Source organism: Hymenobacter gelipurpurascens (genome assembly GCF_900187375.1).
GTDB classification, from domain to species: Bacteria; Bacteroidota; Bacteroidia; order Cytophagales; family Hymenobacteraceae; genus Hymenobacter; species Hymenobacter gelipurpurascens.
This window is the reverse complement of sequence record NZ_FYEW01000001.1, coordinates 952,441-976,344: the sequence shown is the minus strand read 5'-3', so window position 1 is coordinate 976,344 and position 23,904 is coordinate 952,441. Positions and strand designations below refer to the sequence as shown.

General features: G+C 57.1%; 20 protein-coding genes and 1 pseudogene. 17 read left to right on the top strand and 4 right to left on the bottom strand.

Annotated features, from left to right (window positions below):
• Positions 1-15 precede the first annotated feature (15 nt).
• Both CFT68_RS04095 and bshB1 read left to right on the top strand, forming a co-directional pair.
• Positions 16-1,170 carry a peptidoglycan DD-metalloendopeptidase family protein gene (locus CFT68_RS04095; RefSeq protein WP_245815270.1) on the top strand — a complete coding sequence of 385 codons (1,155 nt, stop codon included), beginning with the start codon at positions 16-18 and terminating at the stop codon, positions 1,168-1,170.
• Positions 1,171-1,371: 201 nt separating this feature from the next.
• Entirely contained in the window at positions 1,372-2,091 is a 720-nt protein-coding gene (gene bshB1 / locus CFT68_RS04090) for a bacillithiol biosynthesis deacetylase BshB1 (RefSeq protein WP_088842140.1), read from the top strand.
• Positions 2,092-2,213: 122 nt separating this feature from the next.
• Here the strand turns inward: bshB1 and accC are convergent, their stop codons facing one another.
• The gene (gene accC, locus CFT68_RS04085) at positions 2,214-3,725 is read right to left on the bottom strand and encodes an acetyl-CoA carboxylase biotin carboxylase subunit (protein ID WP_088842139.1); all 1,512 of its coding nucleotides are present in this window, start codon (positions 3,723-3,725) and stop codon (positions 2,214-2,216) included.
• A 248-nt stretch (positions 3,726-3,973) separates the two neighbouring features.
• Between accC and CFT68_RS04080 the strand changes: the two genes are divergently transcribed.
• Together CFT68_RS04080 and CFT68_RS04075 are read left to right on the top strand one after the other, a co-directional pair.
• On the top strand, positions 3,974-5,218 hold the full coding sequence (locus tag CFT68_RS04080) for an aminotransferase class I/II-fold pyridoxal phosphate-dependent enzyme (RefSeq protein WP_088842138.1): 1,245 nt from the start codon (positions 3,974-3,976) through the stop codon (positions 5,216-5,218).
• Positions 5,219-5,464: 246 nt separating this feature from the next.
• Positions 5,465-5,635: pseudogene (locus CFT68_RS04075) on the top strand (histone H1); the annotation flags it as partial.
• Between the two features lie 182 nt (positions 5,636-5,817).
• Here CFT68_RS04075 and tyrS read toward each other — a convergent pair.
• On the bottom strand, positions 5,818-7,116 hold the full coding sequence (gene tyrS / locus CFT68_RS04070) for a tyrosine--tRNA ligase (RefSeq protein WP_088842136.1): 1,299 nt from the start codon (positions 7,114-7,116) through the stop codon (positions 5,818-5,820).
• Between the two features lie 186 nt (positions 7,117-7,302).
• Between tyrS and holA the strand changes: the two genes are divergently transcribed.
• The 5 genes from holA (at position 7,303) to CFT68_RS04045 (ending at position 10,263) form a co-directional block, all read left to right on the top strand.
• Positions 7,303-8,379 (top strand): DNA polymerase III subunit delta, encoded by a 1,077-nt coding sequence (holA, locus tag CFT68_RS04065; RefSeq protein WP_088842135.1) that lies wholly within the window; start codon positions 7,303-7,305, stop codon positions 8,377-8,379.
• Between the two features lie 19 nt (positions 8,380-8,398).
• Positions 8,399-8,788, top strand: coding sequence for a GyrI-like domain-containing protein (locus tag CFT68_RS04060; RefSeq protein WP_245815269.1), 390 nt, complete (start codon positions 8,399-8,401; stop codon positions 8,786-8,788).
• Positions 8,789-9,025: 237 nt separating this feature from the next.
• Positions 9,026-9,448: a type II RES/Xre toxin-antitoxin system antitoxin gene (gene parS / locus CFT68_RS04055; RefSeq protein ID WP_088842134.1), complete on the top strand. Its 423-nt coding sequence runs from the start codon at positions 9,026-9,028 to the stop codon at positions 9,446-9,448.
• A 4-nt stretch (positions 9,449-9,452) separates the two neighbouring features.
• A complete protein-coding gene (locus CFT68_RS04050; protein ID WP_088842133.1) occupies positions 9,453-9,908 on the top strand; it encodes an RES family NAD+ phosphorylase in 456 nt (151 codons plus the stop codon).
• Between the two features lie 76 nt (positions 9,909-9,984).
• Positions 9,985-10,263 carry a hypothetical protein gene (locus CFT68_RS04045; RefSeq protein ID WP_141106433.1) on the top strand — a complete coding sequence of 93 codons (279 nt, stop codon included), beginning with the start codon at positions 9,985-9,987 and terminating at the stop codon, positions 10,261-10,263.
• A 33-nt stretch (positions 10,264-10,296) separates the two neighbouring features.
• Here the strand turns inward: CFT68_RS04045 and CFT68_RS04040 are convergent, their stop codons facing one another.
• Together CFT68_RS04040 and CFT68_RS04035 are read right to left on the bottom strand one after the other, a co-directional pair.
• Positions 10,297-11,994 (bottom strand): alpha/beta fold hydrolase, encoded by a 1,698-nt coding sequence (locus CFT68_RS04040; protein WP_088842131.1) that lies wholly within the window; start codon positions 11,992-11,994, stop codon positions 10,297-10,299.
• Between the two features lie 68 nt (positions 11,995-12,062).
• A complete protein-coding gene (locus CFT68_RS04035) occupies positions 12,063-12,500 on the bottom strand; it encodes a hypothetical protein (protein WP_141106432.1) in 438 nt (145 codons plus the stop codon).
• A 436-nt stretch (positions 12,501-12,936) separates the two neighbouring features.
• Between CFT68_RS04035 and CFT68_RS04030 the strand changes: the two genes are divergently transcribed.
• The 8 genes from CFT68_RS04030 to trmB all read left to right on the top strand — a co-directional run bounded on the left by CFT68_RS04030 (position 12,937) and on the right by trmB (position 23,889).
• On the top strand, positions 12,937-16,185 hold the full coding sequence (locus tag CFT68_RS04030; RefSeq protein ID WP_088842129.1) for a tetratricopeptide repeat protein: 3,249 nt from the start codon (positions 12,937-12,939) through the stop codon (positions 16,183-16,185).
• Between the two features lie 102 nt (positions 16,186-16,287).
• Entirely contained in the window at positions 16,288-18,000 is a 1,713-nt protein-coding gene (locus CFT68_RS04025) for a TonB-dependent receptor (RefSeq protein WP_088842128.1), read from the top strand.
• A gap of 181 nt (positions 18,001-18,181) precedes the next feature.
• Positions 18,182-19,372 carry an HU domain-containing protein gene (locus CFT68_RS04020; protein ID WP_088842127.1) on the top strand — a complete coding sequence of 397 codons (1,191 nt, stop codon included), beginning with the start codon at positions 18,182-18,184 and terminating at the stop codon, positions 19,370-19,372.
• A 1-nt stretch (position 19,373) separates the two neighbouring features.
• Positions 19,374-20,105, top strand: coding sequence for a MotA/TolQ/ExbB proton channel family protein (locus tag CFT68_RS04015; RefSeq protein WP_088842126.1), 732 nt, complete (start codon positions 19,374-19,376; stop codon positions 20,103-20,105).
• 95 nt (positions 20,106-20,200) lie between these two features.
• Positions 20,201-20,611, top strand: coding sequence for an ExbD/TolR family protein (locus tag CFT68_RS04010; protein ID WP_088842125.1), 411 nt, complete (start codon positions 20,201-20,203; stop codon positions 20,609-20,611).
• A gap of 181 nt (positions 20,612-20,792) precedes the next feature.
• Positions 20,793-21,677, top strand: coding sequence for an energy transducer TonB (locus CFT68_RS04005; RefSeq protein WP_088842124.1), 885 nt, complete (start codon positions 20,793-20,795; stop codon positions 21,675-21,677).
• Positions 21,678-21,859: 182 nt separating this feature from the next.
• Entirely contained in the window at positions 21,860-23,161 is a 1,302-nt protein-coding gene (locus tag CFT68_RS04000) for a bifunctional folylpolyglutamate synthase/dihydrofolate synthase (RefSeq protein WP_088842123.1), read from the top strand.
• Between the two features lie 65 nt (positions 23,162-23,226).
• Positions 23,227-23,889 carry a tRNA (guanosine(46)-N7)-methyltransferase TrmB gene (trmB, locus tag CFT68_RS03995; protein WP_088842122.1) on the top strand — a complete coding sequence of 221 codons (663 nt, stop codon included), beginning with the start codon at positions 23,227-23,229 and terminating at the stop codon, positions 23,887-23,889.
• Positions 23,890-23,904: the final 15 nt, after the last annotated feature.

The window sequence follows — 23,904 nt, the reverse complement described above, 5'->3', positions numbered from 1 at the left end:
CACCATCTCATTTACTTGCTCTTGCTCCAATTTGTGAAATTCTGGCTGCTGCCGCTGCTACTGATCGGGCTGTTTATTGGCTTGCCCGGCCAGCTGCTTGCCCAGCGGCGTAAAGTACCCGAGCCGAAGGCAAAGTCTGGCTCTCCTGGCAAGCGAAACGATTTCTTTCGCATAAAATCGCCCACCATCCGCTACGTGCGGCCCGATACCACCATCCTTATTGAGACGGAGGAGTTGCCGGATGAGGGCTCGGATGCGGCGAAGTCGATCTTCTTTAATCCAGCTAAAAAGCTCTCCATCGTTAGTGAGGATACTTCTTCCTTGAATGAAGGGGGGCAGCACATTGTTGAGGTAAAGGAAGAAGTTAAAATAGACTCTTCCTGGATTCAGGTGGCCGGCTACTATGCCATCTGGGATACGCACAATATCAACCCGTACCGGGTAGATGGCCGCCGGATCAAGGATACTCTGAACCTGAAGCTGACCGACCCGGCCAACCAGCGTTACGCCAAAATGCCCTTGGTAAAAACCCCCATGACGTCGGATTTCGGCTTTCGGGGCTACCGTTGGCACTATGGTGTAGACCTGGATTTGGAAACCGGAGACTCTGTGAAGGCCGCGTTTGACGGGGTGGTGCGCATTGTAAAATGGGATGGCTCCGGCTATGGCAACTACATTCTGGTACGCCATTACAACGGCATCGAGACACTTTATGGGCACTTGCAAAAGTCGCTGGTTACGCCGGGTACTTTTGTGAAAGCCGGGCAGCTGATCGGTTGGGGCGGCAGCACGGGCCGTAGCACCGGCTCACACCTGCATTTTGAAGTACGCTACGAGGGCAACCCCATTGACCCGGAGCGGATGTATGACTTCCCGGACTACCGCCTCATCAAGGATAACTTCCAGATTACCTCGGCTTTATTTGCGTACTACAGCAAATCGTTGCGCTATAAGGGAGGCAGCGTGCCGGGCGCAGCTAGCGGCGGCAGCTCCAGCCGCAGCAGCAGTGGCAAGCCTACGCAGGCCCGCCGGATTGTTTCGCACAAGATCCGGAGCGGTGATACGCTGTCAGAAATTGCCGACAAATACGGCGTATCGCAGGCCCAGATTCGGCGCCTCAATGGGGGCACGGCCGTGCTACGGGTGGGCCGCACACTTCGCATTAAGTAGCCGGCTCAAGTACTGGCCTAGAACAGAAAAAGCCCTTGCTGAATTACTGGCAAGGGCTTTTTCTGTTCTAGGCCACTCTGCTGGCTAACCTGTACTTTTGCGCCTTGCTTACTCTGAGAAAGTAAGCAACCAAGTGGCCTAGAGTTGGGTAAAAGCTGGCTCCGGACTTTGCTTGTTTTCTTTGATCCGCATATTTCCTGTATGAAGCTTGATATTCTGGCCTTTGGCGCCCACCCCGATGATGTAGAAATGTCCTGCTCAGGCACGCTGCTGGCAGCAGCAGCAGCGGGCAAGAAAATCGGGATTGTGGATTTTACGCGGGGTGAGTTAGGCTCGCGTGGTACACCTACCACCCGCGCCCACGAAGCGGAAACAGCCAGCCGTATTCTAGGTCTATCAGTGCGCGAAAACCTAGGCCTGCCCGATGGCTTCTTCCGCAACGACCGGGAGCACCAGCTGCCCGTTATTGCCGCCCTGCGCCGCTACCAACCCGATATTGTGCTCTGCAACGCCATCCACGACCGGCACCCCGACCACGGGCGCGGTGCTCAGCTGGCGTCGGAGTCGTGCTTCTTGAGTGGCCTACGCATGATTGAAACGCTCGGCCAAGATGGGCAGCCCCAACAGCCCTGGCGCCCTCGCCTGGTGTTTCACTACATCCAGGACCGCCAGATTCCGGCTGACTTTGTGGTGGACATCACGGCGCACTGGCCTACGAAGTGGGAAAGCATACAGGCCTACCGCACCCAGTTCCACGACCCCGAAAGCACGGAACCGAATACCTACCTATCCACGCCCGTTTTCAGCAACTTCATGGAAGCCCGCGCCCGCGAGTTCGGCCACCTGATAGGAGTTGAATTTGGTGAAGGCTTCACCCGTGAGCGGCCGTTGGGTGTGCGGGAGATTACGGAGTTGATATAGAGAGGATGTAGAGTATTGTAAACTTCTTCGAAAAGTGAGCCAGTGAAAAATAAAAGCCTTCACAAAGCTCGGTGCTAATCAACCGAGCTTTGTGAAGGCTTTTATTTTCTCGTGAGATAGTACTAGCGCACACCCAACCGGTTCCGGCGCCATGCCGAATCGGTTGCAGCCGGGGTATCAGTTGAAGCAGTAACAGCACCAGGTTTCTTATCCGTCAGGAGCATGGCCGTGAGCACGGCGGCGAGCTTAGCGGTGTCCTCGTCGGGGGCGGCGGGCTTCAGCGCATCGGCCGGGAAATGGTCGCGGATGAAGTTGGTGTCGAAGTTGCCGCTCACGAAGGCAGGGTGCTGTAGCACGTAGCGGCCGAAGGCCAGCGTGGTTTCTATACCGGTAATCTGGTACTCGTCGATGGCGCGCAGCATCCGCTCAATGGCCTCCTTACGGTCGGCGCCGAAGGTCACGAGCTTGGCAATCATGGGGTCGTAGTAGATGGGAATCTCCATGCCTTGCTCGAAGCCGTCGTCGACGCGCACGCCGGGGCCCTGGGGGCGCACGTAGGTGGTGAGGGTTCCGATGTCGGGCAGAAAGTTGTTCTGCGGGTCTTCGGCGTACACGCGCAGCTCCAGGGCGTGGCCGCTGATTTTCAGGTCGTCTTGCTGGAAGGAGAGGGGCTGGCCCTGGGCTACCTTAATCTGCTCTTTCACCAGATCTAGGCCAGTAATCTGCTCCGTAACGGGGTGCTCTACCTGCAGGCGGGTGTTCATCTCCAGGAAGTAGAAGTTCCGGTTCTCATCCAGCAGAAACTCCACTGTGCCGGCGCCGGTGTAGTCGCAGGCGCGGGCCACGTCTACGGCGCAGCGGCCCATTTCGGCGCGCAGCTCGGGCGTAAGTACGGCTGAGGGTGCTTCCTCAATTACCTTCTGGTGGCGGCGCTGGATGCTGCATTCCCGCTCAAACAGATACACAATATTGCCGTGCTCATCGCCCAGCACCTGAATCTCAATGTGGCGCGGGCCGGTCACGAATTTCTCGATGAACACCGAGCCGTCGCCGAAGGCTGAGGTGGCCTCATTGATGGCCAGCTGCATCTGCTCCTCAAAATCCTCAGCCGAATTTACGATGCGCATACCTTTGCCGCCGCCGCCAGCTGAAGCCTTAATCAGGATGGGGAAGCCCACCGTGGCGGCAATGCGCTTGGCCTCCTCCACGTCGCTGATAGCCTCGTCGGTGCCGGGTACCAGCGGAATGTTGTAGGCTTTCACGGCCTGCTTAGCCGAGAGCTTATCGCCCATAATGTTCATGGCCTCCGGCGAGGGGCCTACGAAAATAATACCGGCCTCCGTGACCTGGCGGGCAAACTCGGCGTTTTCGCTCAGGAAGCCATAGCCTGGATGAATGGCATCGACACCGAGCTGGCGGCACACTTCCAGTATCTTGTCGCCGCGCAAATAGCTGTCTTTGCTGGCGGGTGGGCCTACGCATACGGCTTCATCGGCGTAGCGCACGTGTAGGGCGTTGCGGTCGGCTTCGCTGAAGATGGCCACGGTTTTGATGCCCATTTCCTTGGCCGAGCGCAGTACGCGCAACGCAATTTCGCCACGGTTGGCAACCAGGAGCTTGGAGATTTTCTTCATAGTTGGGGGCAGAGGGTGGGAGGTGGCAAAGGGGCATCTGCCTGCGACTGGCGCGGAAGAAGTACCTTTGCATCATCAAAGAAACGCCATTCCGGGCGCACTGAAAAACGGGCGCATCCAATTCGTAGAAGGTTGGATGCCTGCCTGCCAGCGGCTACCTTTGCGGATTGCCATAACTTTGTACATAGCGCGGGAGTTAACCCCACTATATAACCACCCGCTTTCTTTCACTTTTAATCTGTTCCCTCGTGGATCTTTTCGAAAAGATTGCCGCGAACCGCGGCCCCCTGGGCAGCCATTCGCATTACGCCCACGGCTATTTCGCATTTCCTAAGCTAGAAGGCGAGATTAAGCCGCGCATGATTTTTCGCGGCAAAGAGGTACTCACCTGGAGCCTGAACAACTACCTGGGCCTGGCCAACCACCCCGAAGTGCGCAAGGCTGATGCCGAAGGTGCTGCCGAGTTTGGAATGGCTCTGCCCATGGGCGCCCGTATGATGTCCGGCAACTCCAACCTGCACGAGCAGCTGGAGAATGAGCTGGCTGAGTTCGTGCAGAAGCCCGACTGTATGCTGCTCAACTTCGGCTACCAGGGTGTAGTATCGATTATCGATGCCATGGTAGGCCGCCACGACGTGATTGTGTACGACGCCGAGTCCCATGCCTGCATCATTGATGGCGTGCGCCTGCACGCGGGCAAGCGCTTCGTGTACGTGCACAACGACATGGCCAGCCTAGAGAAGCAGCTGGAGCGCGCCAAGCGCATCACCGACGAAACCGGCGGCGGTATTCTCGTGATTACGGAAGGCGTATTTGGCATGTCGGGCAACCAGGGCGACCTGCGGGGCGTGGTAGCGCTGAAGGATAAATATGAGTTCCGTTTGTTCGTTGATGATGCCCATGGCTTCGGCACAATGGGCGCTACAGGCGCCGGAACAGGCGAAGAACAAGGTATTCAGGACGGCATTGATCTATATTTTTCGACGTTTGCGAAGAGTATGGCCAGCATCGGTGCGTTCGTGGCCGGGCCCGAGAACGTAATTGAATATTTGCGCTACAACATGCGTAGCCAGATTTTCGCGAAAAGCTTGCCCATGACGCTTGTGGTAGGCGCTTTAAAGCGTTTGGAGCTGCTCCGTACCCAGCCAGAGCTGAAAGAAAACCTCTGGACCGTAGTACGGGCCCTGCAAAGTGGCCTACGCGAAAAAGGTCTCAATATTGGCACCACAACTTCTCCCGTAACGCCCGTGTTGCTGAAGGGCCAATTGACGGACGCAACCCAGATAACCTTCGATCTACGTGAGAATCACGGTATTTTCTGCTCTATCGTGGTGTATCCGGTAGTGCCCAAGGGGGTAATCATGCTCCGTCTGATTCCTACGGCTGTGCACTCGCTGGATGACGTGGATATGACCATTAAGGCCTTTGAGGTAGTGGCAGACAAGCTAGATAAAGGACTTTATTCAAAATCAGAATCACCAGTTCTGCAGTAGGCCACTTTCCTACTTAGCTAAGTGCAAAAGCCAGATGCTGAACAGCGTCTGGCTTTTACTTTTGGTACTTTTCGAAGTCGGGGTAACGAGTTGGGGGCATTGTGCGTTGGAGGATAAAAGCAAAAAAGCCTTATCCAAGGCCGTAGGGGCGGTTTAGAAAAAAACTTGCGCTGTTGCTTGTATTTGAAATCCCTGTATATTAGGGCCGGTTAAACACATTTTTCCACACCATACAACCCCTCCCAAATGAGCAATTTTAGCCAACTGAAGGACCTCGTAATGTCGCTCGAAGCCGACTTCGAAAAGTTCTACGACAAGAACAACTCGGCTGCTGGTACCCGCGTGCGCAAAGGCATGCAGGAACTGAAGAACATGGCCCAGACTATTCGCACGGAAGTGCAGAACGCCAAAAACACCGCTGGTGCTGGCGACGCTAAAGCAGCTCCTGCTGCTAAGAAAGCTGCTCCAGCTGCTGCTAAGAAAGCTGCTCCAGCTAAAAAGAAGTAATCAGACGCCACGCTCTGCGTGGCTCCTGTCTACAAAAGAGGCCCTGTCGGTTATCGACAGGGCCTCTTTCTTTTAAGACGGTGGCTACTGGCCTACACGATCTTGATGAGGTAAAAGTTCTTCTTGCCTTTCTGAGCCACTATGTACTTATCCAGCAGCAGCGGCACCGAAGTGGCTTCCTGCTCCAGAGTGGCCTTTTCGCGGTTGAGACTTACGCCGCCGTTCTGAATGTTTTTGCGCGCTTCGCCCTTGGAAGGGAAGATGGCGCCGCCCGTCACGTCGCTGATGAGGCTGATGACGCCTAGGCCACTCAGTTGCTCGCGCGGCACCTCTACGTGCGGCACACCCGCGAAAACGTCCAGCAATGTGGCCTCGTCGAGGCTGCTGAGGGCACCGCCGCCAAACAGTACCTGTGAGGCTTCCAGCGCGGCTTCGTAGGCCTGCTCCGAGTGCACCCGGATGGTTACGTCTTTGGCCAGGGCTTTCTGCAGGATGCGCAGGTGGGGTGCTTGGGCGTGCTCGGCTTCCAGCGCTTCAATCTCTGACTGGCCTAGCAGCGTAAATACGCGGATCAGGCGTGGCACGTCGGCATCGGCGGCGTTCAGGAAGAACTGGTAGAACTGGTAGGGCGAGGTCATGGTGGGGTCGAGCCACACGGTGCCGGTTTCGCTCTTGCCGTACTTGGTGCCATCAGCCTTCGTGATGAGCTGGCCGGTGAGGGCATACGCCTTGCCTTCGCCACCGCTCATACGCCGGATCAGCTCGGTACCGGTCGTGATGTTGCCCCACTGGTCGCTGGCGCCCATTTGCAGGGTGGTGCCTAGCTCTTTGTAGAGGTGGAAGAAGTCGTAGCCCTGCAGGAGCTGGTAGCTGAACTCGGTGTAGCTGATACCCTCGGCGCCGGTTTCATCGTTGCCACTGATGCGGCGCTTCACCGAATCCTTGGCCATCATGTAGTTCACGGTGAGGTGCTTGCCCACTTCGCGCAGGAACTGCAGGAAGCCGAACTCCTTGAACCAGTCGTAGTTGTTAACCACTTTGGCGCCGGTTGGCCCCTCCGAGAAGTCTAGGAACTTCTCCAGCTGGGCCTGAATACCGGCTTGGTTGCGGCGCAGCGCCTCTTCATCCAGCAGGTTCCGCTCCGCCGACTTACCCGAGGGGTCACCGATCATGCCAGTGGCGCCGCCTACCAGGGCCAATGGGCGGTGGCCGGCGCGCTGCAGGTGCACCAGCAGCATAATGGTAGCCAGGTTGCCGATATGCAACGACGGCGCCGTCGGGTCGAAGCCGATGTAGCCGGTGATAGGGGCGTTTTGGCGCAAATGCTCATCGGTGCCGGGCATCATGTCGTGAAACATCCCGCGCCAGCGAAGTTCTTCTATTAGGTCCAAGAGTGAAGTTGTGAAGTTGTGGAGTTGTGAGGCCGAAAGTACTGGTTGAGCTCCCGGCAACTCACAGAATAGTGGTGCAAAGGTAGAAAGGGCTGTGGTACATTTGTAGAAGAGTTGCAGGCATTGGCGAAACGGCCGTTGTCATCACTGCACCTTTCACCAGTCACCTTTCACAACTTCCCCTCCGTGACCCTCACCGCCGACGAGATACTGAAGCAACTCCAGCAGCGGCAGTTTGCGCCCGTGTACTTTTTGCAAGGGGAGGAGCCCTACTATATTGATCTGGTAGCCGAACTGCTGGAGAAAAACGTGTTGCAGGAGCACGAGAAGGGCTTCAACCAAGTGGTTCTCTACGGCAAGGATACCGATGTAGCCGGCATCTTGGGCCAGGCCAAGCGCTTCCCGATGATGGCGGAACGCTCGGTGGTTATTGTAAAAGAAGCGCAGGCCGTAGCCGATCTGGAGGCGGAAAAGTCGTGGCCGTTTCTGGAGGCCTACCTAAAAAATCCGCTGCAAAGCACGGTGCTGGTGTTCTGCTACAAGCACAAGACCCTTGATGCCCGCAAGAAGCTTGGTAAGCTGCTCACCGGCGACAAGAGCAACCCCGCGCCGGCCGGTACGGTGCTGCTCACCAGCAAAAAGCTTTATGATAACCAGGTGGTGCCCTGGCTCAGCAACTACGTACGCTCAAAAGGCCAGCAGATTACGCCCCAGGCCACCAACATGCTGGCCGAGTACATCGGGGCGGAGCTGGGCCGTCTGACCAATGAGGTAGACAAGATGCTGATTAACCTGCTGCCCGGCCACGCTATTGACGAGGACCTGGTGCAGCGCATGGTGGGCATCAGTAAGGAGTACAACATCTTCGAGCTGCAGAGCGCCCTTATTCGGCGCGATGTGCTCAAGGCCAACCGCATTCTGCTGTACTTCGAGGCCAACCCCAAGAACAACCCGCTCATCCCGAACCTGACGCTGCTGTTCAATTACTTCTCGCGGCTACTGGCGCTGCACCAGATGCCCAACCCCACCGAGGCCGACTGGAAGCGCATAGGCCTAGTAAGCACCTATGCCCGCCGCGACTACCAGACCGGCCTAAAAGTATTTGACTTCCCGCGCACCCGCGACATCGTGCACCTCATCCGCCGCGCCGACGCCCAAAGCAAAGGCATCGACAGCGGCTCCATGACCGACGGCGAGATTCTGCGGGAATTGGTGTGGCTGATTCTGCACCCCGTGCCATTGCATGCGGTGGTGGGCCTGTAGTTTACTGTGCCCCGTCGTTATGCAGCAACCCAGAATAGAGGTAATAGAAGCGAAAAGGATAGTCGGCAAAAGAGTACGAATGTCTTTTGCTGATGACCGCACGGGGCAGCTGTGGAAGAGCTTTATGCCCCAGCGCCACGAAATTCAGCAGATAGTAAGTCCGGACCTGTATTCTATGCAGTACTATCCGTTGGGCTTTTTCACTGGTTTTAACCCATCTACTGAATTTGAAAAGTGGGCCGGCATAGAAGTGGCTGAATTTGGCTCGCTACCTGCTGGGATGGAACCGATGATTATTCCGGCGGGCCAATACGCTGTTTTCTTCTATCGAGGGCTCAATACGGATACAATCGGTCATCTAGTACATATTCGCCAGCTGGCTGCCAGCGTCCGAATATGTACTAGATGACCGATTGTATTTTGAAATTCTGGGCCCCAAATACAAGAACAACGACCCCTCCTCGGAAGAGGAAATCTGGATTCCCGTTAAGCAGAAGAGGTAGAGGTTAGGCTGAGGTGACAGTCAAGGAGAAGTAGAACCAAAGGAAAAATTTCCTCGTTATCAGGAAAAATTTCCTTAAGTTCGATTTGTCAAACTACCACACCTATGGCTGCCACTGCTCAACACCCGAAAACTACCGCTAGTATGCCTGCCGCACTCCGTAAGAAGTGGGCGGCGTGGGGACAGGCTGGGCAGGATGCATTTGCCTTGGTAATGGAAGCCCGCAAAGGGGTGCCCGCTGCGGCGGCGTTTGAAGTGGCAGAAGCCTTTCATCTGCAGGCCAATGAGCTGGAAGCCATTTACGAGCTTTCCACAAAAACCCTTCGGACGTACTCGCAGGAGAAGAAAACCCTCAGTGCCGCCAGCAGCGAGAAGACACTGAAAATCATCAGCCTCTACAACCTGGGCCTGGAGGTATTCGGCGAAGCGCCGGCGTTTCTGCGCTGGCTGGATAAGCCCGCCCACGGCCTCGACCAGGAAGTGCCACTCCGCCTGCTGGAAACCAGCGGCGGCATAGACTTGGTGACCGAAGAGCTGACCCGTATTGCCTACGGCGACCTGTCGTAGGCCTATGCTGGTATACCGTATCTGCCTGGCAAAGTACGCCGACGACCTATTTGCCTCAGGCTACCGGGGGCGCTGGAATTATCAGAATCAGTTCGTGATATACGCGGCTTCTTCCCGCGCCCTCGCCTGCCTAGAAAATGTAGTGCATAGGAGTGGAGAAGGCCTCAACGACCAATTTCGGGTGTTGGTGATTGACGTGCCGGATGACCTGTTGGTGGAAGAAATTGCCCTAGGCCGGTTGCCCCCGAACTGGGAAAAGGCCAGCCGCTACGCCGTGTGCCAGCCCTTGGGAGCCGCCTGGTACACCCAGCGCAGTTCGGCGGTGCTGCGGGTGCCTTCGTCCATTGTGCCGCAGGAAAGCAACTACATCCTGCACAGCCGCCACCCCGATTTCAAGCGTATTCAGATAGTGGGGCGCGAGGCATTCAGCTTTGACGCCCGGATAAAGGCTGAAGAGTAAACCAACCGGTAGGGATAACCCTTCCTGATTTATCGCCCTACTACGGCCCTTCTGTTATTTCTTTTCTCTTGATTTCATGACTGCAGCACCCGCTATCCAACTTCTCGATATCATCCCGATGTCGCCGAAAGAAACCTTCCTCGTAGGCCACTTTACGGGCACTGTGAAGCCGGGCAAGTGGGAACTGCGGATAAATGGGGAAGCCTTGACCACGGTAGAGGTCATTGGGGAGGCCGAAATTGAAGCCGGCCGCAAAGGTAAACTAACACCGCCGCGCGTGGTGGTGTGCCGTGGCCCTGTAGAAAAGAGCCGCATTGATTTCACCCGCGACGAAGTGACGCTGGTACAGTTGTAGGCCAGTTGGGTTCTGCCGCGGGCAGCAGGTGGCCTAGGGCTTGCGCAGGAACTGCAGCACTGCTTTATTGAAGTCGGTGGGCACTTCCTGGGGGGCGTAATGCGTGGCGCCCGAAAAAATAGCTAGCTGACCGTTGGGCAGCGCTTTCGCTAAAGCGCGGGTATGTGGTTCCAGAACCAGGTCGTGCTGGCCTGCCATTACCAAGGTAGGTGCTGCCAGATTCCGAAGCTCCTGAAAGCTCATCTGAGGTTCCTGCAGCAACAAGCGCAGCAGGCGCAAGCGGTTAGTGTCAGGCGGGTTGGCCACGGATTCATGCTGTAGCTGTTTGCGCAGCAGGGCCAGAAAATCGGGCTCGATGGCCTGCGGTGTAGGGAAAAGGTTGGCGCCCATGATGGCCAGGCGGTTCACGTAAGCGGGGTATTTTAGGGCCAGCTTTAAGGCTGTGTTGCCGCCGTCGCTCCAACCTAGCACGTGCACGTGGCGCAGGTGCAACGAGTCCAGTAGCTGGCGCATATCCTCGGCAAACAGGTCGTAGGTGAAATCGGTAGTGGTTTGGTCCTGGCTTTTGCCCTGGGCGCGAGTATCCACGGCAATGACATCAAAATGCTTCGCCAGCTCTCCGATCTGCTCCTGAAAGGCCGCAATAGACTGGCCGTTGCCGTGGAGCAGCAGCAGCGGCTCGCCGTGGCCGTAGCGCTCATAGTAGAGCCGGGCGCCCTTTACCGCCACATAGTGGCCAACGGCCGGGTTATTGCCGTAGCGCTGCGGGTTAGAAAGGGTGGGGACCTGGGCTGCTAGATACCGCAGGTAGCGCAGACTATCGGGTAGCAGCGACTCGGCACTAGTGGCGGACTTGGGCTCTGAGTGGCCTGTGCTTCGATAAGAATCGGCTGTGAGGTAGAAGCTAAGATTGGATGATGGCAGTACGCGCCATTGGTCCTGGCTTTTATTGCGGGAAAGCACTTGATGGCCTGGCATCGGTACGGCAGAAACCCCAAAGGCTTTCTGCTGGCCTTCAATGGCCTCACTTTGCAGCCATTGCAGTGTTACGGCTATTTCCTTATGACCTTCGAGATAGATATGATAGGGGCGCAAATCTACTTTTACCCAACCGCGCGGCTGCGTCACTTCCACCTGAATGTCCTGCGTCAGCAAGGAATGGTCGGGTAGGCCACCTTTCACGCTATAGATATTCAGCCTAAACCGGACCGACTTGAACCGATTGAAGGCCACGTGAAAGTTGAAATCCTGAAGCAAGCATTCCGGATCAATCGACAGAATGGTGCCTTGTTCTTTCGCTAGGCCATCATCCACCAGATTGGGCTCGGTGTAGAGGTTGGCACCCATGAGCGTTGAGCTGCCGGTACGCCCGAACATTTTGGTTTTCACCTTGCCGGGCCGCACCGTCACGGCGGCCAGCTGCACGCCAACTGGCACTAGCCTGATATCTGGGGAGTGGCCTAGGAATGCTGACACCGGCACGGCGCGCATCTGGTAGCCCACGCAGGAAATCAGCAGAGAGTCAGACGAGTTTTTAGCGGGAATGGAGAAGCGGAAGTGGCCTAGCGCATCAGCCACCGTACCCAGCGCGGTGCTGCGAATACCAATGGAAGCGAAGGGAACAGCCGCCTTAGTATGCTCGTCGAGGATGCGGCCGGTGAGGGAGAGTTGTTGAGCGAGGGAATACGAAGGAAGGATAAGACACAGGCAAAGCCAGAGAAAAACACGCATAATGTAGCTGATGAGAGACTACACTAAGAGCTACTCATAGGTGCAAAGGTTGTCTGGCGATCCTGTAATTAATCTTTATTGAGGGGGCTATCTAAGTCACAGTTGTGTGGGCATTTCATGTCAGTTTCCCCCATTCTATAAGAAGCAAACTTTGCAATAGAAGCACCTTTATTAGGAATTGAGCCAAGCAGATCTTTGCCCTTTCTATTGACTGCCACAATGATAACCCCATCTTTATCTCCTCCATCACGGGTGTTATAAATCCTGATGCCGACAGCACTATCCTGCTCCATGATAGTCTGAACAATTTCTTTTTTAAAGTAATAGGCTCGACCTCTATTGCAATTGCCTGCTAAATGTGGCCTGCCATTTCTATGATTTTTAGTTAGGCCTTTGGCTTTTTGAATGCTTTCAAACAGTGCACCGGCATCAGCATCAAAGTCATCAGAATTCGGACAATCATCTATAGTTGCAACGGTACTACTATCCTGTTGAGAGCTTTGCATCGTAACACTTTGTTTGCCGCTCGGACTGTCGCAACTGAAGAGTGTAGCCAGAGACCATAGGAGTAACGTGCTTGAGGAAATGGTAAACGTCTTCATTATAGGCCGGGAGTAGGAGTGGAAAAAAACGAATATGTATTTCTACAGACACTGAGAAGCACTCTACTTCAAATGGCTGCCAGTTAGTATAACAATATATAAATTAAATTATATTATAATAAGTATTTGTAACGTCGTCTGGGTAGTGAAAGCTGCATGGAGGGTATTGCTTGCTTGATTTATCGTAATTCAATAGATAGCATTGACACCAAACTGGCCTAGCAGCACGTTAAAACCCGCAAAAAGCCAGTTTCAGGCAACCTCGGCCGAACTTTTCGTTACTTTTGGCTGCACCCGGAGCCCTTGGCGGCTTCGGCCTTTCTCTGCGTAATACTCTCTGATGAAACTATTCCCTCGCCTGGCGCTGGCCGCCTCCCTTAGTGCAGCAGCACCCTTGGCTGCCTCGGCCCAGCAAACGCAGGTGTTCACCGCTGATGAACGCCACTTCCAGGAAGGCCTCGAACTCTTCGACCGCGGCAAGTACGGCGCCGCCCAGCAGGCTTTCCAACGCTACCTCGACGTCACTCAGCGCCGCGCCGGCGAGCTGGCCCCCGGCCGCACCGTTGATGCCGAGTACTACTATGCCGTTGCGGGCCTTTATTTATTCCATCCTGATTCTGAGGACCGCATTCTGGCGTTTGCCAAAGCCAACCCGGCTCACCCCAAAGCGGCCGAAGCGTATTTTCAGCTCGGCAAATTCTACTTTGATAAGAAGGACTATGCTAAGTCCATCGACTACCTGCAGAAGGTAGGCCCCGACAACCTTTCAGACGACCAACGCGCCGAAGCCGAGTTTAAGCTGGGCTACAGCTACTTCTCGCAGAAGGAGTACGACAAGGCCAAGCTGCAGTTCGACCGTAACAAGGCCGGCAGCCACCAGTACCGCTACGCCAGCAGCTACTACGCCGGCTACCTGGCCTACCGGGCCGGCGACTATGCCGGGGCCCGCAAAGACCTGGCCGTGGCCGAGCAGAACGATGCCTACCGCCCCGTGGTGCCGGCCATCATGTCGCAGATTTACTACAAGGAGGGCGACTACGATGGTCTGATTACCTACGCCTCGCAGGCCCTGCAGCAGACGCCCCCGCCCCAGAGCGCCGACGAGATCCAGCTGCTGGTGGGCGATGCCTACTACCAGAAGCAGGACTTCAAGCAGGCGGCTACCTATTTTGATCAGTATGCCGCCGGGCGGAAGAAGATAGAGCCCGAAGTGCAGTACAAAATCGGCTACGCCAATTTCAAGCAGGGTGATTTTAAAGGCGCGATTGGCAGCCTGAAGAATGTAGCCGCGCGTCGCGACTCGCTAGGCCAGAACGCGGCTTACCACCTCGGCTTGAGCTACCTGCAAACCAACCAGAAGCAGCTGGCCCTGAACTCGTTTGACGCGGCCCGCAAGCTGACTTTCGATAAGAACATTAGCGAAAACGCTACGCTGAAGTATGCGCAGGTGAGTTACGAGCTGGGTAACACTCAGGAAGTTATTGCCGCCCTGCGCGACTTCCCGAAGCGTTTTCCGCGCTCCAAAAATCAGGCGGCCGCCGACGATATTCTCAGCGAGAGTTTCCTGAACTCCTCCGACTACGCGCAGGCCCTCAACTACCTCGATAACCTCGAAGACCGCAGCTCCAAGCTCAACGCTACCTACCAGCGAGTGGCCTACCTGCAAGCCGCCACGCTCTACAACGACAACCGCTACCAGGACGCGCTACCCGTGTTGGATAAGAGCCTGAAGTACCCGCAGGATGAGGCCTTACGGGCCGCGGCGCAGGTGCTGAAAGGCGAAATCTACAGCGTAGGCCAGCAGTATCAGCCTGCCATTACAGCCTACACCGCCGCCGCCCGCACGGCCCGCACCGGCTCGGCCACCGAAACCGACTTCGACCAAAAAGCCCGCTACGGCCTCGGCTACGCCTATTACAATACCAAACAGTACGACCGCGCCCGCCAGCAGTTCCAAGCGTGGCTGCAGGATGCCTCCGCCAAGCCCACCGACCCGAACTACTACGACGTGACCCTGCGCCTCGGCGACACCTACTACGTTTCCAAGAGCTACCAGCAGGCCGTGGATCAGTACGACAAGGTGATTCAGGCCAACGCCGCTGATAAGGACTACGCCTACTACCGTAAGGGCCAGACGCTAGGCCTCATGGGCAAGCGTGAGGAAGCAGCCCGCACCCTGAGTACGCTGCTCAAAACGGCCCCGACCTCCCGCTACGCCGATGATGCCGTGTATCAGCAAGCCCAACTCGATTACGAGGCCGGCTCGTTCCAGTCGGCGGTGGATGGGTTCACGCGTCTGATCCAGAACCGGCCTAACTCGCCGCTGATTCCGACGGCGCTGCAGAAGCGGGGAGTGGCCTACCAGAACCTGGAGCAGCACGAAAAGGCTGTGTCTGATTTCCGGCAGGTGCTCAATCAATTCCCTCGTACCAAAGCGGCTAGCAGCGCCATTTACAGCCTGCAGGAAAGTCTGTCGGCCCTAGGCCGCACGGAGGAGTTTGATCAGTCCTTGGCCCAGTTCAAGCAGCAAAACCCCGATAACAAGGCCACGGAAAGTGTAGAGTTTGAGGCGGCAAAGTCATTGTATCTGGCCGAGAAGTATGAGCAGGCCATTCCGCGTCTGGAGAGCTACCTTAAACAGTACCCCAGCAACGTGCTGGCTGCCGATGGCCGATTCTTCCTGGCCGACTCTTACTTGCGCACCGGCCGCAAAGCCGACGCGCTGCCCCGCCTGAAAGCGGTGGTAGAAGAGGGCAAGAGCGAGTTTGTGAACCGCGCCGTAGGCCGGATTGCCGAGCTGGAGTTTGAGAACAAGAACTATCCGGAAGCCGCCAAGTACTACACGCGTCTCCGCGAGGTGTCGCAGAACAAGCGCGAAGTCGCAAACGCCGGCATCGGCCAGATGAAAAGTGCCTACGAAGCCGGCGACCTGGAAACTACCCGCCGCGTGGCGCAGGAACTGCAAAGCCAGGGCGGCGCCGTACTGAACGCGCCAAACCTCGCGCTGCTGTACTTGGGCAAAGCCAGCTACAAAGCCGGCAACCTCGACCAGGCCATTACGGAGCTCACTACGGCCGCCAATACGGCCAAAGATGAAAGCGGGGCCGAAGCCCAGTACCTGCTGGCCGACGTGCTGTATCAGCAGAAGAAATACCCCGAGGCACTGGACGCGGCCTACAAGAGCAACGCTGATTTTGCCAACTATGATGTGTGGCTGGGCCGCGCTTTCCTGCTGATTTCGGATGTCTACAAAGCCCAGAACGAAATCTTCCAGGCTCGGGCGACTTTGAACTCCATCATCGACAACAAATTCCCAGTGAAGGAAATCGTGGATGGCGCCAAGCAGCGCCTGGCGGAGCTGCCCGCTGATCCGGCGACTCCCGCCGCGCCGGCACCGGCCGGTACCAAGGCCCAGCCAGGCAAGACTGCTCCAGCCAAACCAGCTCCCAAAACAACGCCGACTACGAAGCCTGCTACGGGCAAAGCCGCCAGCAAAACGCCGGTCCGCAGCTCGCTGCAGCCTGCCAATGCCGCTCCGGCTGACTCAACGGCTAACCCCACCGATGGCCCTGTAGGCCAGGAAGATTAGGAGAGGCCTAGGCCTGTTTGGAAGTAAATACATACTTGATAATAAGCTAATTGCAAGGATAGATATAAAGTCTGACTTGCAACTGCCTGAACCCCCGAATCTATGACGTTTCAACCGTCGAAAGTGTTGGCCGCCGCGGCCCTGCTTACCGTCGCCGCCCCGGCAACCGCCTGGGCCCAGAAGACGGGAGGCAAGATTGAGGATGCCGAAATTGAGATTGTGAAGGAGCGGGTAAACGAGCTGCCCGAGGCCACCCGCAACTTTCAGAAGGTGAAAATTGAGGCCCCCACCAAAGGCGATAAAAAGGTGGCCTACACCTATCCGGATTTCCGGTTGCCCGCTGATAAGCTTAACCCTTCCGTGCGCGTGCTCACCATCCGGCAGGAAGATCTGGCCCCGCTTACGGGCAACTACCTGAAGGCCGGCATAGGCAACTACGGCACGCTTTACGGTAAGGCCTACCTGCACAACAACCGCGACGACCGGGCCAGCTACGGCCTCGATTTCAGCCATCTTTCGTCGGCCAATGGCCCTGTAGACAAGAAGAACTCGGGCCAGAGCCAGACCAGTCTGGGCCTGAACGGCGAAACCTACGGCGGGCCGCTGGTGCTGGGTGCTACGGCCAGCGTAGGCCGGGAGCGGTACAACTTCTATGGCTACGACCAGGAGCGCAACCTGCCGCCGCCCACCGACAGTCTCAAGCAAACGTTTACCCGCGCCGCCGTAAAGCTGTATGCCCGCAACCGCGCCGCTGATGCAGCTTTTCAGTACGATTTCGGAGTAGGCTACAACTACTGGAAAGACAACTTCAACGCCCGCGAAAACAACGTGTACGCCACGCTGCGCTCTGCCTACAAGCTAGGCGAGACGAGCCGGGTGAAGGTAGATGGCGACGTGTCGTTCATTTCCTTCAAAGACTCCCTGAGCTATAAGCGGCCCCTGGTGCAGGTGACACCGGCCTACGAGCTGACTCTGGACCGGCTGGCCGTGTCCGTAGGAGCCACCCTGGCCTACACCGGCGACACCATCGGCTCGGCCAAGCAGGCTAATTTCTACCCGGCCGTGCGGGTGGGCTATACCGTCACGGAAGACAAGTTCCTGGTATTTGCTGGCTTGGGTGGCGCGCTGCAGCGCGTGACGATGTACGACCTGACCACCGAAAACCCCTGGCTGGCCCCGAACCAGCGGGTAGCCGACACGCACCGTGGACCCACGTTGTACTTTGGCTTCCAGTCAACGCCGGCGCGGGCACTGCAGCTGAATGCGAAAGCCACACTGAGCAACGACCGGAACCTGTACTTCTACAACAACTCCCGGCGCGACTCCACCAAGTTTGATCTGGTCTATGATCAGAAGGCTACCCAGCTGCTGAATATCCACGGCGAAATCATCTATAACGCTGCCGAGAAAACACGCATTGGCTTCAAAGCGGACTATAACGGTTACAACGTGAAGACCCTCGCCAAGGCCTTTCATCGTCCGGCTTTCCAATCGACGCTTTTCGGGACGTATAACATGTATGATAAGCTCCTGCTTGGGGCCGAGCTTTACACATATAGCTCCAGCTACGGCGCCAGCTATAAGCGTCAGGAAATTCCTTCCGTACCGCCTGGCCCTTCGCCCGCGACCTATACTCAAATTGTCCGCCCAACCGACACGGTTATTGACCTGAACCTGCGCGCAGATTACCGCATTATGGAAAATCTGTCCATATTTGCTCTAGGCAACAACCTGTTGGGCCGCAAGTATGAGCGTTTCCTAAACTATCCGGTGAAGGGAATCAACGTGCTGGCTGGCGCAACTTATCAATTCTAATCTGCTGATACTTTGAGGGGTGGTGCTGGAGCTTCGGCTTCGTTGCATAACCACTCAAGCCCAGGGTATGCCAATGCATACGGCGTGTGGCCTAGGGCCGCTCGCCGCTTTTGCATTTGATTGTCTGGGTAAATCAGCCGACTGCAGTAGCTTACCATTAAAAAACTAGCACGTCTTCCGCATGCAGCTTTCCGACCATATCCGCACCCTGCTCCGCGACCATGACTGCGTCATCATCCCTGATTTCGGGGGGCTGATTGCTGAGTACGAGCCGGCCCGGATTCATCCAGTGCGCCATACCCTGGTGCCGCCCGCCAAACGCGTAGCATTCAACCAGTCCCTGACCCGCAACGACGGGCTGCTGGTAGATGCCCTGAGCCGGGCCCTGGACGTAAGCACTGCCCAAGCCCGCCAGCTGGTGCGCGAAGCCGTGCTGCGGATGCAGGAAGAACTCGAAACCGGCCAACGTGCCGAGCTGCGGGGCATTGGCTTATTCCGCCGTGCCGCTGGCCGAGGCCTAGAGTTTGAGTACACGGGTTCGCAAAATCTGCTAAATGCCAGCTTTGGCCTGCCCGAACTAGTGTCTAGACCTATCCGGGCGACGGATGCCATGATGGCTCGGGAGCGGCCCGCCCCAGCTCCACTGCTGTCGGCGGCGCGTACTTCGCGGGCAACCCGCGCCGCCCGCAAGGTGGCCATGGTTGTAATTGCGGGCCTCGTGCTGTCAGCTAACTATATGGCCGTCGATATGCTGGGCTATCTGCCTGAAAACTGGCGAATTTCGATGCCAAGTGTAGCGCAGAATGAGCAACCAGTGCAGCAGCCGGTAATGGCACGTCAGCAAGCGGCCTTGGCCTCTGAAATGACAGCGGCAACACCCGATCCGGTACGCGAAATGCTGGAAACTCCTGCTCCAGCTGTTACGCCTGCTGTTGCAAAGCCTACCGTAGCAGTTGCCAAGAAACCAGTTGTTGCAAAGCCCGTTGCTCGTAAGCCAGTAGTGGCTTCTGTAGTTGCCTCCGGTGCGCAGAAAGCACCGGCTAAATCTGCCGCAAAAGCGAAGACAAAGGTGCCCGGCTGGGAAAAAGCAGCGGCTACCAATGCAACTTCTGGTGCTGAATCCGCGACAATTAAAAGCCGTACGGGCCGTTACTACATCATTGCTGGCAGCTATACCAGTCTGGCCAATGCCGAAAAAGGTCGTCAGGCCCTCGTACGGCTAGGCCACCCCGCCCGGGTTATTTTGCCCCAGGCCGGTAGCCGCCAGTATAAGCTCTCCGTAGCCGATTACGCTGACCGCACGTCGGCCGATCGGGAGGCGCAGGCACAGCGCCGCCGTTTAGGAAATACACTTTGGGTACTTAACTACTAGCATGACGCTTCTCACCTTGCTGCTGCAAGTGCCCGCTGGGGCCGCAGCAGCTCCCGCGGCTTCTCCCGCCGCCGCTGACTCTGCCGCCACTGCTGCCAACGCGGCCGCCAACGCTGCCTCCGGACTTTCCCTCATCGACCTGATCTTTGCCGGCGGCTGGATCATGGTTCCGCTGTTTCTGCTGCTCTTCGTTTCGGTGTATATTATTCTGGAGCGCTACATCACCATCCGCAAGGCGGGCGCAGTTTCCGAGTCGTTTATGCCCGGCATCCGGGGCCTAATGGTGAAGGGAGACCTGCAAGGCGCTAAAATGCTCTGCGCTCAGAATTCCACACCGCTGGCGCGCATGATCGAGAAAGGTATCCGTCGTATTGGTTTGCCGCTCAAGGAAATTGAAACGAGTGTCGAGAACGTTGGCAAAATTGAAATTGCCCGCCTCGAGAAAAACATCAACGTACTAGGCATTGTGGCCGGTATCGCGCCCATGCTCGGTTTCGTGGGTACCATCATCGGTGTTATCAAGATCTTCTACGCCATCAGCTCCACCGGCGACTTTGGTATTGCCCAGATTTCGGGTGGTCTGTACACCAAAATGGTGACCTCGGCGGCTGGTCTGATTGTGGGCATCGTGGCCCACGTAGGCTACCACTGGCTCAGCATCATGGTGGAGCGCATGGTCTTTCGCATGGAGAACTCGGCCATCGAGTTCATGGACATTCTGCAGGACAACTAGTGGCGAAGTTGTGAAAGGTGAACTTGTGAATTGACTCGATACTTCTTTCACGTTTAGCCCATCACAACTTCACCTTTCACAACTTCACCGACCGCATGGACCTCAGCCGGCGCCGTAAGCTTTCTTCCCACGTCGAGACCAGCTCGATGAACGACATCATGTTCTTCCTGATGCTGTTCTTCCTGATTGTCTCGACGATGGTGAACCCGAACGTCATCAAGCTCATGCTGCCCAATGCCCGCTCGGGCAAGCAGGCCATGAAGCAGCCCATCACGGTATCGGTAGATGCCAGCGGGCAGTATTTTATTGACCGTACGCCCATTGCTCCCGCGCAGCTGGAAACCGAGCTGGCCCAGCGCGTGCAGGGCCTCGAAAGCCCCACGGCCGTGCTGCGCGTCGATGCTTCCCTGAACGTGCAGAAGCTGGTGGATATCCTGGAAATAGGAAATCGTCTGAAAATCAAGATGGTCATGGCCACGCAGGCACAGCAATCATCGGGTAAGTAGAGGCTTTAGAGTGGCCTAGAACTGTGTAGGCCACTTCGCTCTCTGAACCAGCATGTGCGGCTTTGCCGTTAGAAGAGTACAACACGCCCCGTCTGCCGTTTTTCGGAGCGGGGCGTATTGTTTGACAGCCCACCCGGCTACCTGGTTTTGCGCCAGGTGGCCTACGCAACTTACTTCATCCATGGCAACTGAATATCGTGAGGAACATCGGCGCGAAGCCCTGCTAGGTACCGTGCTGATTCATGCGGCGCTGGCGGCGCTGTTCATCTTTACTGTTTTCAAAGGCCCCGATCCGCCTCTCGAAACGTTGGGTGGCGACGGTGTAGAACTAAACTACGGCGTAGATGAAGTGGGCTCCGGCGACATCCAGAGCCAGGCGCCTGCCAACGAATCGAAGAACCGCGAAGACAGCCGCCCGCCCGCCGCGCAGCCTGATCCTACGCCGCCTAGGCCAGTAGCGCAGCCCGAGCCCACGCCGCCCAGCCAGGAGCGCGTAGTGACCAGCGAGGCCGAAGAAAGCCCCGTAACGGTACCGCCCACGCCTAAGCCGGCTCCGGTAAAAGAAGAGGTGAAGCCAGAGCCGCCGCGCCCGAAAGTAGATCAGCGGGCCGTGTTCACGCCCAAAGCCAACCGCGCAGATGGCGGCGGTAATGGCGTAAATGGTACCAGCAATGCACCCACCGGCAACAACAATGGCGACAACCCCGGCACCGTAGGCGATAAAGGCGACCCCCGCGGCACATACGGTGGCACGGCTTACTCCGGTGAGCCTGGCAGTGGTGGCAAAGGGAGCAGCCCCGGCAGCGGTGGCCTAGAAATGTCGGGCTGGGCCGTGGTAAGCAAGCCCAACGTATCGGCGTTGGATAACAACTCGGGCTTTGTACGCTACCGGATCAAAATTAATGCGGAAGGCGAAGTGGAGTCCGTTGCTAAAGTTTCCGGCAACGTGTCGCCAGCCCAGGACCGCGCCTGCCGCGACGCATTGGAGAAAGTAGAATTTCGTCGTACCAGCTCCGCCGAGGGCGGCGCTACCGGCTTCTACACCTTCCGCTTCACAGTCCAATAGCCTAACGTATTCAAGCATTTTCAGGGCCGCCGGTCGGAATTCTCCGGCCGGCGGCTTTGCTTTGTAGGCCTGTTTCAGTTGCCTGTTGCCAGTTGTCAGTCCTGATCAAGGATACATGGTGAATGGGTATCTGGCAACAGCTAATAGGCAACGGCCCCCGGCAATTTTTAACTCATCCGCCCATGACTTACCGCGAAACCCTCGACTTTCTGTACAACCAGCTCCCTATGTTTCAGCGCGTGGGCGAGGCGGGGTATAAGCCGGGGCTGGGCAATACGGAAGCGGTAGCCGAACTCACCGGACACCCCGAGCGCCGGTTTAGGAGCGTACATGTGGCGGGCACCAACGGCAAGGGCAGCAGCTCCAATTTGCTGGCGGCGGTACTGCAGGCGGCTGGCTACAAGGTAGGCCTATACACCTCACCGCACCTGCGCGAATTCACGGAACGCATTAAGGTAAACGGCCAGGATCTGGCGCCCGAGTATCTGGTGGAATGGGTGGCGCGCTGGTGGCCGCAGTTTGAAAAGGTGCAGCCTTCCTTCTTTGAAATGTGTGTGGCCCTCTGCTTTTCGTACTTCGCGGAGCAGCAAGTGGATATCGCCATTGTGGAGGTAGGCCTAGGCGGAAGGCTCGATTCCACGAACATTATTCAGCCACTCGTTTCCCTGATAACCAACATCAGCCTCGACCACCAGAACCTGCTCGGCGATACGCTGCCCAAAATAGCCGGGGAGAAGGCCGGTATTATCAAGTCTGGTGTGCCCGCCATTATCAGCCAAACCCAGCTGGAAGTGCAGCCAGTATTCGTGGAAAAAGCGGCGACTGAAGGAGCCACGTTGCTATTTGCCGATCAGGCGTACCAAGTGGCGCTTACACGGCCCGCTGCCCCTGATGAGGATGTGCAGCACCTCCGCGTAACACATAACGGAGAACTGTACCTCGATAACCTGGAACTGGCCCTGGCCGGCGACTATCAACGGCTAAACCTGCCCGGTGTGCTGGCGGTGTTAGAGGAGTTGCGCCAGCAAGGCTTTGTTATTCCGGAAGCGGCCGTACGCACTGGCCTACGCGAGGTGCGCCGCCTCACCGGGTTTCGAGGGCGATGGACGATTCTGGGGCGCCGGCCGCTGGTTGTCTGCGATACCGGCCACAACGAGGCTGGCCTGCGCTTTGTGACGGAGCAGTTGGCGCGCCTGCCGTACAACCGGCTGCACTTTGTGCTGGGCGTTGTCAATGACAAAGACGTGACGAAGATGCTGGGACTCTTGCCGCGTGAAGCAACCTATTACTTCTGCCAGGCGAGCATTCCGCGGGCGTTGCCGGCTACGGAGCTGGCCGAGCGGGCTGCAGGGCTAGGCCTGCTAGGCCAGGTGTACGGGCCTGTAGTCGCCGCCGTGGCCGCAGCACGGGCTGCTGCTGCCGCCGATGATGTGGTGTTCATTGGGGGCAGTACCTTTGTAGTGGCCGAGATTGAGGAGCTGTAAGCTCTGATCCGCCATACTAGACCACCGGAACATCACCATTTCTCCACCTCACTATTTCACCTTTCGTGAGTCGTATTAAACTAAAGCGCTTTGCCGACAACGCTGAGCGAGCCGATATTGTAGAGCCCGGCAAAGACAACTACCAGCAGCTAAGTGGCCGTTGGCACGAGCAGTTTTTCCAGAATCAGCACCCCATTACGCTGGAAGTGGGCTGCGGCAAAGGCGAATATACCGTTGGGCTAGCCGAGCGCTATCCGGAGCGCAATTTTCTGGGACTTGATATCAAAGGCGACCGTATCTGGCGTGGCAGCCGCCGGGCCGAAGCGCTAGGCCTCTCCAACGTGGGCTTCGTACGTACCCGCGCCCACGACCTGCTCACGCACTTTGCCCCGGGCGAGCTGCACGAAATCTGGATTACCTTCCCCGATCCGCGTCCCCGCGACCGGGACATCAAGCGTCGCCTGACCTCGCCGCGCTTCCTGAATCTGTACCAAGAGTTGCTGCGCCCCGGCGGACTTGTGCATCTCAAAACCGATAACGAGGACCTGTTCGACTATTCGCTGGAAACCGTGCGTGAGCGACCCGGCACGACCATACTGGCCTACACCAAGGATTTGTATGCTACGCCGGAACTGCTGCCGCACGCCGAGGACATCGTGACCAACTTTGAGAGCAAGTACCGCGCGCAGGGTGTGCCCATCAAATATCTGCAGTTTCAGCTCAGCTAACCTGGCCTAGGCCTG